Here is a 13416-nt window from a genome sequence, read left to right as displayed (position 1 = left end):
GGCGTACCTGTTATTCGTTTTCGCTACGGGTTTCGAGCATCCACTCGTCGCCATGCACCTGTAGATTGAAACTGATTGGCCGGCAACACACCTGACAGTCTTCTATATACGTCTGATCGCCGCCGGACAAATCCACCGTTGTCTCGACCTCTTCACCACAATAAGGACAATCGTACGTCGCAGTTTCCAGCATCGCAGCCTCCAAGGTGACTTGTGCGTATAATCGCCGGTCTATTTACAGGGTTATATTTCGGCTGAGCCCATTACTCAGGCCGCACCCTGGTATTTCCTTTACTTACCCTAGCCGTTTCTAACAAGAGAGCATGATGGGCGAATTCGATACCATCCGACCTTACAACGACAGCGAAGTCCCGGCAGTGCTGGCACGCCTGTTCAGTGACAAGGCCTTTCTGGACATCCTGACCCACTTCCGCTTCCCGCGCTTTGCCGGCGCCCTGGGCTGGCTGCTCAAGCCGATGATCGCCCGCAAACTGCGCCGTGAATTCGCCGGCGTCACCACCGTTGCGACCTTGCAGGACAAAGTCGAGTACTACGTCGACCACACCATTGACCGCGCGACCGACGGCGTGACCTACACCGGCGTCGAGCAGCTCAAGTCCGGCACCGCCTACCTGTTCCTCGCCAACCACCGCGATATCGTGATGGACCCGGCCTTCGTCAACTACGCCGTGTACCACGCCGGCCTGCCGACGCCGCGCATCGCCATCGGCGACAACCTGCTGCAAAAGCCGTTTGTCAGCGACCTGATGCGACTGAACAAGAGCTTTATCGTGCACCGCTCGATCACCGGGCGAAAGGAAAAGATGGCGGCCTTCAACCTGCTGTCAGCCTACATCAACCATTCGATCCGCAACGACTGCCAATCGATCTGGATTGCCCAGGCCGAAGGGCGCGCCAAGGATGGGGATGATCGCACCGAATCGGCGATCCTCAAGATGTTCCACGTCAGCCGCAAGGATGAGCCGTTTGCCGAGGTCATCCAGTCGTTGAACCTGACGCCGGTGTCGATCAGCTACGAGTACGACCCGTGCGATACCGCCAAGGCTCGCGAGCTGTACATCCGCGCCACCACCGGCACCTACAGCAAGGCGCCGGGCGAGGATGACGTGAGCATCGCCCTTGGCATCACGGGCTACAAGGGGCGGGTGCACATCAACTTTGCGCCGCCGATCACCGAGCGTTTCGAAGATACCAAACTGTTGGCGGTGGAAATGGATCGGCAGATTCTCGGCGGTTACCGACTGTTCCCGGTGCATTACCTGGCGTATGCCCAATGGAGCGACGCCGACCCGCAATTGCAGGTGCCGACGGCGGCCGAGGTATTCCCGGCCGACGAACTGGCCAAGGCGAAGGCAGAATGGGAGCGGCGCTTGAACGAGTGCCCGGCCGAGCACCGACCGTTCCTGGTGGTGCAATACGCTACGCCGGTGCGTAATCAGTATCGGGTCAAGGCCGGCATACCGCTCTGACGCTATGAGCGCTGGCTTGTGTGGGAGCTGGCTTGCCTGCGATGCAGACACCTCGGTGGATCAGTCACACCTCGGTGATGCTATCGCAGGCAAGCCAGCTCCCACATTTGTTTTATGGCGTTTTTAGAGGTGGGTACTGAACCAGGAAATAGCCAACGCCAACCCCAGGCAGGCAAACCCAATACGGTAAGCCACCCGGTGCGCGCGCTCGGTGCGCACATCCAGAAACAACATCGGTTGATCGATCGCACGGTCTTCGCCTTGCGCGGCCAGGTCGGCCATCGCGCGTTGTTCGCGCAGGCGCGTAATGAACAGCAGCGCTGCACCCGGGCACGCTACCGCTAACGCTACAACATTGATCAGTAGTGCGGACAGCGCCATTGCAAACCTCAGTGGAACAGTGTCTTGGTATCAGCTCAGCTACCAACCTGAACGATAGTGGCGTCCGGCACCGAAACGGCTCCCTTCCCCATTGACGGTTAATGTATCCAGTAATTTAGAGCGTCACCTGAACGTCACCTTAACAGTCCACTCTGTTGCCCTTTGACGCCTCAGGAGCTTGTCATGTTGCACGCGCAAAACCAGGATCGGCTGTATCTGGTCGCCCAAAGCGATGAGCAGGAAGCGCTGATCGGCGGCCTGGCTTTCAACGTCCAGGATCGCCACTGGCTGGTGTATTGCGCCCTTGGCGGGCACCAGCATGCGGACCTTCCGGAGACCGATCTGTTAACGGGGGTGAGCCTGCTGGACTTCTGTATCGACACCGCCGCGTGAAACAGGAGGCGAAAAAAAACCGGACTCAACCGAGCCCGGTTTTTTAACAATCGTTTATTGCGCGCTGAGCAACGAACCGATGCTTGGGTCTTTGAACAGTCGGGTCAAGGCGTCACTCAGGACGTCGCTGACCAACTTGGTATTGGTTTCCTGGTTCGGCGACATGCCGAAACGCTGGTTCAGGGAGGCGCCGTAGCGACCGCTGTAGCGACGGGTACCCGCGGTGACGTCGGACTTGAACGTCGCGCCGATGGAAGCTTCGGTCACGTACAGGCCGTCCTTAGGCGATTGATACTTCAATTCAGCCAGGGTGATCGTCAATTGCGGAGCGCCCGGTGCATTGGCGCTCGGGGTGAAACCCAGCAAGCGCACGGCGGCTTCAGCCTGGGCCTGCAGCTTGGGCAGCACGTCTTGAGCGTTCACCGAGATCAGAGCGGTTTCCGGGTACAGGCCGCCGCGCGAGCCGAGCGTAGGCGATGGACGACCATCCACCACCCGCACCGACACCGCCTGGCCGTGGCCCACCGGGGCCAACTGCGTGGTGAGTTTCGGTTCCGGGGTCAGTTGTTGCGGGCTGTTGGCGCAGCCCACCAGGGTCAAGCTGGTCACAGTGATCAAACCGAACAACAGGCGTTGCAACATGCGCTTCTCTCCAGAAATCATGATCCGACAGGCCGGCAGTATAGCGGGGCGCCACTGCGGGGAACTAGCATCAGTTACAACCTGTGACCCCACGTGTGGAGCGCGGTTCGCTGTCACCGAGATGTCACACCCGTTACATGGGCTCGTCATCCAGCGCAGGCATGCTTGGCCTCAATCTCAGGAGGTCAATCGTCATGCAGTTTCTTTGGTCATTGTTTACGCGCAAGCCGGCCCTTCGTCAGTTCGCCCTGCTCGATGCACAAGGTCGTTGCCAGGCATTCAAAGAATGCTGCCAGCCGCCCGTGGGCGACGGTTGGGTAGAAATCGATGAGATTCGCCTGAGCTGGATGCACCACCCACTGCCCGCTCGCGCCCGCGTCAGCCCACGTCCAGCGCGGTCGTCACGGCATCAGCCGTTGGCTGCCTGACCGAACGCCTAATAAAAGTCATAAAACACGCCCATTTCCCCAGCGTTCTTCGCTACAATCTCCCCCCGATTATAAGGACGTCTCCTGATCGGGCCTCGCAGCATCGTTAATGCCTCGGTATTAACCCCAAGAATCGCCCACAGAGAGCCGCCCACACAGATCGAGTGAAGCTGGCGCGCTTGCTGTTTTCTTTGCAAACCACCCGTCTTTGCCGAATCTGCCAGAGCTGCCATTGCGCTCGGCCACTTGAGTTGTTTGCCCGTTTTGCCGCATGTCGGCAAGGTTTTCCGGGCCAGGTGCCAGGCTGGGGCAGCCCTTTTTTGAGGTTCACGTCTTCAAAAGAGCGTGAAAAAACGGGTTTTCACAACTTCACAAGAGTGTGGCGAGCAAATGAATAGTTTGGCGTTTGTACAAGCACCATCAGCGTCTGGAACAGCCCAACCACACAGGACCGAGTACTCCTTGAAAATCGGAGCTTGAGCCTGTCCGCTACGGATTGATTGCACAGATCACACGTTTTGACCATAAGTCGAATTGCCACAGGCGCCCATGAATGCGTTCATAGGCAGATTAGCCCGGCAGGAAGCGTGTGCTGAAGTTGCAAAGAATTGCGAAACGGACATGGCGATCCTGGCCATGGGTAACCTGGGGCAACACGTGAACCGCCCCGTCACTCCTGGCAGCCATGCCGTCAATTTGGTGCTGCAGATTTTGGAGACGCGTTAAATGGCGCATAACGAAGCAGTCGACGTAGTATTGGTAGGGGCCGGCATCATGAGTGCCACCCTGGCCGTACTGCTCAAAGAGCTCGACCCCGGCCTCAAGCTGGAAGTCGTTGAGCTGATGGATTCGGGTGCCGCGGAGAGTTCCAACCCGTGGAACAACGCCGGTACCGGCCACGCCGGGCTGTGTGAGCTGAACTACACACCGCAGGCTGCCGATGGCTCCATCGACATCAAGAAAGCCGTGCACATCAACACCCAGTTCGAGGTGTCGAAACAGTTCTGGGCGTACCTGACCAAAAAGGGCACCTTTGGCTCGTCCAAATCTTTTATCAGTCCGGTGCCGCACCTGAGCTTCGTACAGGGCGAAAAAGGCGTGTCCTTCCTCAAGAAGCGCTTTGAAACCCTCAGCCAGCACCACGCGTTTTCGGACATGCACTACACCGAAGACCGTAGCGAGATGGCCAAGTGGATGCCGCTGATGATGCCGGGCCGCCCGCTCGACGAAAAAATCGCGGCGACCCGTGTCATGAACGGCACCGACGTCAACTTCGGCGCGCTGACCAACCAACTGCTCAGCCACCTGACCAGCTCGGCAGACGCCCAGGTCAAGTACAGCAAGCGTGTGACCGGCCTCAAGCGCAACGGCGCGGGCTGGACCGTCAGCATCAAGGACGTCAACAGCGGCAACAGCCGTGAAGTGGACGCCAAGTTCGTGTTCCTCGGCGCCGGTGGCGCGGCGCTGCCGCTGCTGCAAGCCTCGGGTATCGAAGAAAGCAAAGGTTTTGGCGGTTTCCCGGTCAGCGGCCAATGGCTGCGTTGCGACAACCCGGAAGTGGTCAAGCACCACGAGGCCAAGGTCTACAGCCAGGCCGCCGTGGGTTCGCCGCCGATGTCCGTGCCGCACTTGGACACTCGCGTAGTGGAAGGCAAAAAATCCCTGCTGTTTGGGCCCTATGCCGGCTTCACCACCAAGTTCCTCAAGCACGGCTCGTTCCTTGACCTGCCACTGTCGGTTCGCGCCGGCAACATTGGCCCGATGCTCGCCGTGGCCCGCGACAACATGGACCTGACCAAGTACCTGGTCAGCGAAGTGATGCAGTCCATGGAGCAGCGCCTGGAGTCCCTGCGCCGCTTCTACCCCGAAGCCAAAGCCGAAGACTGGCGCCTGGAAGTGGCCGGCCAACGGGTACAGATCATCAAGAAAGACCCGAAAAAAGGTGGCGTACTGCAATTCGGCACCGAACTGGTCGCGGCCAAAGACGGCTCGCTCGCGGCACTGCTGGGCGCATCTCCTGGCGCTTCGGTGACCGTTTCGATCATGCTCGACCTGATCGAACGCTGCTTCCCGGCCAAGGCTGCCGGAGAGTGGGCGGCCAAGCTGCACGAGATCTTCCCGGCTCGGGAAAAGGTCCTGGAAACGGATGCCGAGCTGTATCGCAAGATCAATGAGCAGAACAACATCAGCCTGGAACTGGTTGAGCCTGCTGCCGAGACCGAGAGCTACGCTTGAGGCCTTAAGGCAATAAAAAAACGCCCCGCTCTCGGCATGAGAACGGGGCGTTTTTTATTGCCTGGAGAATCAACCGCGAGCGTTGTTGATCAACTCGATGTACTCGTCTGCGTGACGCTGGTCCTTGATCAGGTCGACGAAGGTCTGGCCATGCTCATCCTTGCCGTCCAGGTCCAGGCCGGCTTCCTTGAAGAAACCCAGGAAGCGCTCAAAGTCGTCGATACGCAGGCCACGGTAGGCTTTGATCAGTTTGTGCAGGGACGGGGAAGTCGCGTCAACCGGTTCGAAGTCGAGGAACAACTTGATCTGATCATCGCCAATCTCGTCACCAATCACCTGTTTCTTATCTTTACGCATTACCGACTCCAGCCTGCAGACATTTACACGGGGCTTGAAGTCTACCTGTGAGACACCACCTTCGAAAACAACCAAACACTCATGTGGGAGCTGGCTTGCCTGCGATAGCGGTGGGTCAACGGGCCCCTCTGTCACTGATACAACGCTATCGCAGGCAAGCCAGCTCCCACATTAATTGCATCCACATAGTGGAATCTGTGTCGCCTGACTACTTCGCGCGAACGGCGCCGGTATGCAAATCCGCCCAGATATGCCCATTGGCATAACTCAGGAACTGCACATACACCGTGTCATTGCGCAGCAGGTCGACGATCACTCGGTACTGGGCCACCGGGTAGGACAACGTCAGGGTCTTGCTCTTGTCGTCGTAGACCGGCTTTTTCAGGCTTTTGCTTTCCGCATCGAAGTTGAGCACCACTTGGCTGATGGTCGCGCCTTTGTTCAGGGACTTGCCCTTAAGGCGGATCATCAGCGGCGAGGTCACCGGGATCGGTTGCTGGCTGGACTGGCGCTGGTTACCCACCACCACCGCGTACTCGGTGACTTGCAGCAATTGCTGCTGGTCAGGGGCTTCGGCGCGCAGGGCCAGGTCGTCGGAGGGCAGGAATTGGCTGTGCAACGGTGCAGGCGCGGCGGCCAGGGGCAAACTGAGGGTCAACGCCAGGGCGGCGCAGGTACGTATCAACAGGTTCATGGGCCGCTCCGTGCGAGATAGCCCAGCACTGTAGCTCAATCGAACTGGGCAAGCATCCAACGTTGATACGCGGCCACACCAGCCTCGCCTTCACGCGGCGCCCAATCGGCCAGCTCACCCTCGCCTACCGGGCGATAAGGTCCGGCTTTGCACTCGAACATCACCGTGTCGGGCTCCAGCACCACCAAACCGTGAAACACACCGGGTGGCAGATCCACACCCGCGCATTCGCCCCCCGACTGCATGACGCGCTTGGCCAGCACCTCGCCGGTTTCGCTGAACACCAGCAGACCCAGGCTGCCCTGAAGCACGAGCAAGGTTTCCGCCTTGTCCGCACTCAGGTGCCGATGCGGCGGCACATAGGTGCTGGGCTGCAGGCCCACGGCCAGGCGATGGCAGGGCTCTTCCATCTGGTGAAAGTTGTGATGGTGCCGGCCACGGGGGCTGGCGCCCGCTTTCTCGGCCAATTCGGCAAACAGCGTCTGATCAAGAAAGCGGGTCATGGCTTACATCCCTTTGACGGCGTAGATCCCATTGGCGTTGCGCCAGTAGCCTTTGTAGTCCATGCCGTAACCGAAGATGTAGCGGTCGATGCACGGCAGGCCAACGAAATCGGCTTTCAGCTCTGGGCGGGCCTTGCGGTCGTGGTCTTTGTCGATCAGCACGGCAGTGTGCACTTTGCGCGCGCCAGCGTGCTTGCAGAAGTCAATGATCGCGCCGAGGGTGTGACCTTCGTCGAGGATGTCGTCGATGATCAGCACGTCGCGGTCGATGAACGAGACTTCCGGCTTGGCTTTCCAAAACAGGTCGCCGCCGCTGGTTTCGTTGCGATAGCGGGTGGCGTGCAGGTAGGACGCTTCGAGCGGGAATTGCAGGTGGGTGAGCAATTTGCCAGCGAAGATCAGACCACCGTTCATCACGCAGAAAACCACCGGGTTGGTTTCAGCCATTTCGCGGGTGATGTGCGCGCCGACCTTGGCGATTGCCTCTTCGACTTGCGCTTCGGTGTACAGGCAGTCAGCCTCGCGCATGATTTGACGGATATGCTCGAGATCAGCGGACATGGCGCTCTCCAAGGGGGTGCTGTGGCAAGAAAAGCGGGCGAAGGTACGCTTCTCGTGCGCTCCGGGCAAGCCTTAATGGACTAACGTACTAGATGTCTATAGGACAACACCCTCGGATAGATTAATCTAGGCCGGTTTTTTTGCCCGCCGCCGGAGCCATTCCCATGCCCACTCGCGAGATCCGCCATCCGCTGATCCGACACAAGCTCGGCCTTATGCGCCGCGCCGACATTAGCACGAAGAACTTCCGTGAGCTTGCTCAGGAAGTCGGAGCGTTGCTGACTTACGAAGCCACTAAAGATTTACCCCTGGAAACCTACGACATCGAAGGTTGGGCCGGTACCGTGCAGGTCGAGAAAATCGCCGGTAAGAAAATCACCGTCGTGCCGATCCTGCGCGCCGGTATCGGCATGCTCGAAGGCGTGCTCAGCCTGATCCCGGGCGCCAAGGTCAGCGCCGTGGGCGTGGCCCGCAATGAAGAAACCTTGCAGGCCCACACCTACCTGGAAAAACTCGTTCCGGAAATCAACGAGCGCCTGGCGATGATCATCGACCCGATGCTCGCCACCGGCAGTTCCATGGTCGCCACCATCGACTTGCTGAAAAAAGCCGGTTGCAAGGACATCCGCGCCATGGTGCTGGTGGCCGCGCCCGAAGGCATCGCCGCCGTCGAGAAAGCTCACCCGGACGTGCAGATCTACACCGCGTCCATCGATGAGCGCCTGAATGAACACGGCTACATCATCCCAGGCCTGGGCGATGCCGGTGACAAGATCTTCGGTACCAAGCAGAAGGACGGTTGAGCATGCAGGATGAATTCAACGACCCGCTTTGGCGCCAGATCCTGTCTGGCGCACAAATGCTCTTCGTGGCATTTGGCGCGCTGGTGTTGATGCCGCTGATCACAGGTCTTGATCCAAACGTTGCGCTGTTCACCGCGGGCCTGGGCACGTTGTTGTTCCAGGTGGTGACAGGGCGGCAGGTGCCGGTCTTTCTGGCGTCGAGCTTTGCCTTCATTACTCCGATCATTCTCGCCAAAAGCCAGTTCGGCCTCGCGGCGACCATGGGCGGGGTAATGGCGGCCGGTTTCGTCTATACCTTCCTCGGGCTCGCGGTGAAGATCAAGGGCACCGGTTTCATCGACCGGCTGCTGCCGCCCGTGGTGATCGGGCCGGTGATTATCTCCATCGGCCTGGCCATGGCACCGATTGCCGCCAACATGGCCATGGGTAAATCCGGCGATGGTGCCGAGCTGATTCATTACCAGACGGCAATGATGATCTCGATGCCGGCGCTGCTCACCACGTTGATTGTGGCGGTGTTCGGCAAGGGCATATTCCGCCTGGTGCCGATCATCTCCGGCGTATTGGTCGGTTTTGCCATGGCGTTCTATTTTGGTGTGGTCGACACAGCAAAGATCGCCGCCGCCCCCTGGTTCGCCCTGCCCCACTTCACCGCGCCTGAGTTCAACTGGCAGGCGATCCTGTTTATCGTCCCCGTGGCCCTGGCCCCGGCGATCGAGCATATCGGCGGTGTGATTGCAGTCGGCAGCGTGACCGGTCGCGACTACCTGAAAAAGCCGGGCCTGCACCGTACCCTGCTGGGTGACGGCATTGCCACCACGGCCGCCGGCCTGTTTGGCGGCCCGCCGAACACCACGTACGCCGAAGTGACCGGCGCGGTGATGCTGACCAAGAACTACAACCCGAAGATCATGACCTGGGCGGCGGTGTTTGCCATCAGCCTGGCGTTTATCGGTAAGTTCGGCGCATTGCTGCAGAGCATTCCGGTGCCAGTGATGGGCGGGATTCTGTGCCTGCTATTCGGCTCGATTGCCGCAGTGGGGATGAACACGCTGATCCGCCACAAAATCGACCTGGGCGAAGCGCGCAACCTAGTGATTGTGTCGGTGACGTTGGTGTTCGGGATTGGCGGTGTGCTGGTCGGCACCGGCACCGGCCCGGATGACTTCGGCCTCAAGGGCATCGCCCTGTGTGCGGTGGTAGCGATTGGTTTGAACCTGCTGCTGCCGGGCAATGATGGCTGGAAAAACAAGAAGCCGGATGAGCCGTTGCTCTAACTGACACAACGCAAATCAGTGTGGGAGCTGGCTTGCCTGCGATAGCGGAGTAACAGGCGACATAGTTGTCGTTTGATACACCGCTATCGCAGGCAAGCCAGCTCCCACATTTGATTTTCAGTGAACGTTAAAGCTCACCAAGCCCATCAATCAGCGCCTGGTTCTGCTCCGGCGTACCGATGCTGATCCGCAGGAACTGGGCAATCCGCGCCTGCTTGAAGTGCCGCACGATCACACCCTGCTCACGCAACTTGGCCGCCAGGCCAGCAGCGTCATGTTGAGGGTGGCGAGCAAAGATAAAGTTGGCCGCCGACGGCAACACTTCAAAACCTTTTGCCTCCAACTGCGCAACCACCTTGTCGCGGCTGTCGATGACCAACTGGCACGTCTTCTCGAAGTACTCACGGTCCTCGAACGCTGCCGCCGCGCCGACAATCGCCAGGCGATCCAGCGGATAAGAGTTGAAGCTGTTCTTGACCCGCTCCAGCGCCTCGATCAGGTCCGGGTGGCCCACGGCCAGGCCCACGCGCAAACCGGCCAGTGAGCGCGATTTGGACAGCGTCTGGGTCACCAGCAGGTTCGGGTAGCGATCCACCAGGCTGATCGCGGTTTCGCCGCCGAAGTCGATATAGGCTTCATCCACTACTACCACCGAGTCCGGGTTGGCCTTGAGGATCTGCTCCACCGCATCCAGTGCCAGCACGCAACCGGTAGGCGCGTTCGGGTTGGGGAAGATAATCCCGCCGTTGGGCCTGGCGTAATCCGCCACGCGAATCTGGAACTGTTCGTCCAGCGGCACCGGGTCGGACTTGATGCCGTAGAGGCCGCAGTAAACCGGGTAGAAGCTGTAGCTGATATCCGGAAACAACAGCGGTAGTTCGTGCTGGAACAGGCCGTGGAAAATGTGTGCGAGGACTTCATCGGAACCGTTGCCGAGGAAGACCTTACTGGCGTCGATCGCGTAATACTTGGCCACGGCCTGCTTGAGCAGGTCGCTGTTGGGGTCCGGGTACAGGCGCAGGTTGTCGTTCAGCTCGGCCTGCATCGCGGCCAACGCCTTGGGCGACGGGCCGTAGGGGTTTTCATTGGTGTTGAGCTTGACCAGCTTGGTCAGCTTCGGTTGTTCGCCAGGCACGTAAGGCACGAGGTCTTTGACGAAGGGGCTCCAGAATTTGCTCATATCTCAGTTCCCCTCTTCAAGGATGCGGTATTCAGCGCTACGGGCGTGGGCACTCAGGGATTCACCACGGGCCAGTACCGAGGCGGTCTTGCCCAACTCGGAAGCGCCCTGCGGCGAGCAGAAGATGATCGACGAACGCTTCTGGAAGTCGTACACGCCCAGTGGCGAGGAGAAACGCGCGGTGCCGGAGGTCGGCAGCACGTGGTTCGGGCCTGCGCAATAGTCACCCAGCGCTTCGCTGGTGTGGCGACCCATGAAGATCGCACCAGCGTGGCGAATCGATGGCAACCAGGCTTGTGGGTCGGCCACGGACAACTCCAAGTGCTCCGGCGCGATACGGTTGGCCACTTTGATGGCCTGCTCCATGTCACGCACCAGGATCAGCGCGCCACGGCCATTGATCGATTTCTCGATGATCTCGGCACGCTCCATGGTCGGCAGCAGCTTATTGATGCTGGCCGCCACTTGGTCGAGGAACTCGGCGTCCGGGCTGACCAGGATCGCCTGGGCGTCTTCATCGTGCTCGGCCTGGGAGAACAGGTCCATGGCGATCCAGTCCGGATCGGTCTGGCCGTCGCATACCACGAGGATTTCCGATGGGCCGGCGATCATGTCGATACCGACCTGGCCAAACACGTGACGCTTGGCGGTGGCGACGTAGATGTTGCCGGGACCAACCACCTTATCGACCTTCGGCACGCTTTCGGTGCCATAGGCCAGGGCGGCAACGGCTTGCGCGCCACCGATGGTGAAAACGCGGTCGACGCCGGCAATGCAGGCGGCGGCCAATACCAGCTCGTTGATTTCACCGCGCGGCGTTGGCACGACCATGACCACTTCGGTCACGCCCGCCACTTTCGCCGGGATCGCGTTCATCAAGACCGACGATGGGTACGACGCCTTCCCGCCCGGCACGTAAAGGCCGGCGCGGTCCAGTGGCGTGACCTTCTGGCCCAGTACAGTGCCGTCTGCCTCGGTGTAGCTCCAAGAGTCTTGTTTCTGCTTTTCGTGATAGCTGCGCACCCGCGTTGCCGCCACTTCCAGGGCTTCTCGCTGCGGCGCGGTAATACGCGTCAGCGCCAACTCCAGGCGTTCGCGGGGCAGGATCAGGTCGGACATGGACTTGACGTCCAGCCCGTCAAACTGACGGGTGAAGTCCACCAGCGCCGCATCACCGCGCTCGCGCACGGCCTTGATGATGTCGAGCACCCGCTGGTTGACCGAGTCGTCGGACACGCTTTCCCAGCTCAACAGATGATCCAGATGATGGGCGAAATCCGGGTCGGCAGCGTTGAGTCGGGCAATTGCAGTGGACGTGGTCATAGCGAGGGCCTCAATAGAATTGGCAAAAACTCAGGCGCCCGAAGGTGCGCTGACGTTCAATAACGAAGCGCGTTGGTACTGTGGTTGTGCCAGGCAAGGCGCGGGACGCTGGTAAGGGTTGTTTCCTTACCAAATCCCGCAACGCAGCATGGCGCGACCACAGTGCCAACCCGCAGGGCCTTACCTCAAAAGGCAGGCTGCTACGCGTCGCTAATTATTGAAAAAGAATCTTCTACTAACATAAGTTGCCTTTTGGGGTAAGGCGCGCTTCGTTATTGAACGTCAGCGCACCTTTCCAGCAGTCGTTTCCGCTTGGGCACCTGAGAATTCTGGCTATGAGGCGGATAGACGGGCGCAGCCTTTCAGCTACGCGGGTGAGTCAACCGCGGTGTCGCGACTCCACTGCCTTGCGCAGGGTGTCGATCAACGCCTGGATACGGGCGTGCTGCATCTTCATCGATGCTTTGTTGACGACCAGGCGGGAGCTGATGTCGGCAATGAATTCCTGGGGCTCGAGGCCGTTGGCACGCAGGGTGTTGCCGGTGTCGACCACGTCGATGATTTTGTCGGCCAGGCCGATCAGCGGCGCCAGCTCCATCGAGCCGTAGAGCTTGATGATGTCGACCTGACGGCCTTGCTCGGCGTAGTAACGCTTGGCAACGTTGACGAACTTGGTGGCCACGCGCAGGCGGCCCTTGGGCTCGACGTCACCGACGCGACCGGCGGTCATCAGCTTGCACAGGGCGATACGCAGGTCCAACGGCTCGTAAAGGCCCTGACCACCGTATTCCATCAGCACGTCTTTACCGGCGACACCCAAGTCGGCCGCGCCATGTTCAACATAGGTCGGCACGTCGGTAGCCCGCACGATCAACAGGCGAACATCGTCCTGGGTCGTGGGAATGATTAGCTTGCGGCTCTTGTCCGGATTCTCGGTCGGCACGATGCCCGCTTCAGCCAGAAGCGGCAACGTGTCGTCAAGGATCCGGCCCTTGGACAGTGCGATGGTCAACATGGAAGCGTCAGTCCTTCATCTGGCTATTGCTGTCCGGTCGCAAACGGCGCCAGACACAGATCGAGGCCATGACAGCCTCGATTTGAAACGAATTCAGCATACCGCTCATTTAACGGCAAACCTCATTGTAGTGA

Annotated in this window: 16 protein-coding genes; 6 read left to right on the top strand and 10 right to left on the bottom strand. The window is 59.7% G+C overall.

Translation table 11 applies throughout. From position 1 onward, the window contains the following. Window positions 1-10: 10 nt before the first annotated feature. On the bottom strand, window positions 11-193 hold the full coding sequence (locus JBO08_RS01195; protein WP_065875072.1) for a CPXCG motif-containing cysteine-rich protein: 183 nt from the start codon (window positions 191-193) through the stop codon (window positions 11-13). A 133-nt stretch (window positions 194-326) separates the two neighbouring features. Between JBO08_RS01195 and JBO08_RS01190 the strand changes: the two genes are divergently transcribed. Then, window positions 327-1490, top strand: a complete 1164-nt coding sequence (locus tag JBO08_RS01190; RefSeq protein WP_175402970.1) for a 1-acyl-sn-glycerol-3-phosphate acyltransferase — start codon at window positions 327-329, stop codon at window positions 1488-1490. A 123-nt stretch (window positions 1491-1613) separates the two neighbouring features. Here the strand turns inward: JBO08_RS01190 and JBO08_RS01185 are convergent, their stop codons facing one another. After that, window positions 1614-1871, bottom strand: coding sequence for a hypothetical protein (locus JBO08_RS01185; protein WP_065875074.1), 258 nt, complete (start codon window positions 1869-1871; stop codon window positions 1614-1616). Between the two features lie 183 nt (window positions 1872-2054). On the opposite strand from JBO08_RS01185, the gene JBO08_RS01180 reads away from it, so the two are divergent. Then, complete coding sequence (locus tag JBO08_RS01180) at window positions 2055-2264, top strand: hypothetical protein (protein WP_049709958.1); 210 nt, start codon at window positions 2055-2057, stop codon at window positions 2262-2264. A gap of 54 nt (window positions 2265-2318) precedes the next feature. Here the strand turns inward: JBO08_RS01180 and JBO08_RS01175 are convergent, their stop codons facing one another. Further along, complete coding sequence (locus JBO08_RS01175; RefSeq protein ID WP_065875075.1) at window positions 2319-2906, bottom strand: YajG family lipoprotein; 588 nt, start codon at window positions 2904-2906, stop codon at window positions 2319-2321. Between the two features lie 194 nt (window positions 2907-3100). Between JBO08_RS01175 and JBO08_RS01170 the strand changes: the two genes are divergently transcribed. Continuing rightward, window positions 3101-3334 carry a hypothetical protein gene (locus JBO08_RS01170; protein WP_065875076.1) on the top strand — a complete coding sequence of 78 codons (234 nt, stop codon included), beginning with the start codon at window positions 3101-3103 and terminating at the stop codon, window positions 3332-3334. Window positions 3335-4060: 726 nt separating this feature from the next. Continuing rightward, window positions 4061-5569, top strand: a complete 1509-nt coding sequence (gene mqo / locus JBO08_RS01165; RefSeq protein WP_065879603.1) for a malate dehydrogenase (quinone) — start codon at window positions 4061-4063, stop codon at window positions 5567-5569. Between the two features lie 69 nt (window positions 5570-5638). On the opposite strand, the gene JBO08_RS01160 is transcribed toward mqo, so the two are convergent. The 4 genes from JBO08_RS01160 to JBO08_RS01145 all read right to left on the bottom strand — a co-directional run bounded on the left by JBO08_RS01160 (window position 5639) and on the right by JBO08_RS01145 (window position 7684). Further along, complete coding sequence (locus JBO08_RS01160) at window positions 5639-5926, bottom strand: PA4642 family protein (protein ID WP_065875078.1); 288 nt, start codon at window positions 5924-5926, stop codon at window positions 5639-5641. A gap of 208 nt (window positions 5927-6134) precedes the next feature. After that, window positions 6135-6620 carry a hypothetical protein gene (locus JBO08_RS01155; protein WP_065875079.1) on the bottom strand — a complete coding sequence of 162 codons (486 nt, stop codon included), beginning with the start codon at window positions 6618-6620 and terminating at the stop codon, window positions 6135-6137. 35 nt (window positions 6621-6655) lie between these two features. Further along, window positions 6656-7123 (bottom strand): WbuC family cupin fold metalloprotein, encoded by a 468-nt coding sequence (locus JBO08_RS01150; RefSeq protein WP_065875080.1) that lies wholly within the window; start codon window positions 7121-7123, stop codon window positions 6656-6658. Window positions 7124-7126: 3 nt separating this feature from the next. After that, window positions 7127-7684, bottom strand: a complete 558-nt coding sequence (locus JBO08_RS01145) for a hypoxanthine-guanine phosphoribosyltransferase (protein ID WP_065945266.1) — start codon at window positions 7682-7684, stop codon at window positions 7127-7129. Window positions 7685-7848: 164 nt separating this feature from the next. Between JBO08_RS01145 and upp the strand changes: the two genes are divergently transcribed. Together upp and JBO08_RS01135 are read left to right on the top strand one after the other, a co-directional pair. Then, complete coding sequence (gene upp / locus JBO08_RS01140) at window positions 7849-8487, top strand: uracil phosphoribosyltransferase (RefSeq protein ID WP_049709966.1); 639 nt, start codon at window positions 7849-7851, stop codon at window positions 8485-8487. A gap of 2 nt (window positions 8488-8489) precedes the next feature. Further along, window positions 8490-9764: a uracil-xanthine permease family protein gene (locus JBO08_RS01135; RefSeq protein WP_065875081.1), complete on the top strand. Its 1275-nt coding sequence runs from the start codon at window positions 8490-8492 to the stop codon at window positions 9762-9764. A 127-nt stretch (window positions 9765-9891) separates the two neighbouring features. On the opposite strand, the gene hisC is transcribed toward JBO08_RS01135, so the two are convergent. The 3 genes from hisC to hisG all read right to left on the bottom strand — a co-directional run bounded on the left by hisC (window position 9892) and on the right by hisG (window position 13282). Further along, complete coding sequence (gene hisC, locus JBO08_RS01130) at window positions 9892-10944, bottom strand: histidinol-phosphate transaminase (protein WP_065890513.1); 1053 nt, start codon at window positions 10942-10944, stop codon at window positions 9892-9894. Between the two features lie 3 nt (window positions 10945-10947). After that, window positions 10948-12267, bottom strand: coding sequence for a histidinol dehydrogenase (gene hisD, locus JBO08_RS01125; protein ID WP_220074592.1), 1320 nt, complete (start codon window positions 12265-12267; stop codon window positions 10948-10950). Between the two features lie 379 nt (window positions 12268-12646). Further along, complete coding sequence (hisG, locus tag JBO08_RS01120; RefSeq protein ID WP_049709970.1) at window positions 12647-13282, bottom strand: ATP phosphoribosyltransferase; 636 nt, start codon at window positions 13280-13282, stop codon at window positions 12647-12649. Between the last annotated feature and the right edge of the window lie 134 nt (window positions 13283-13416).

Source organism: Pseudomonas sp. LAP_36, assembly GCF_019456785.1.
In the GTDB taxonomy this organism is placed as follows: Bacteria; Pseudomonadota; Gammaproteobacteria; order Pseudomonadales; family Pseudomonadaceae; genus Aquipseudomonas; species Aquipseudomonas tritici.
The sequence above is the reverse complement of the archived record's forward strand: the minus strand, read 5'-3'. Positions and strand labels throughout refer to the sequence as shown.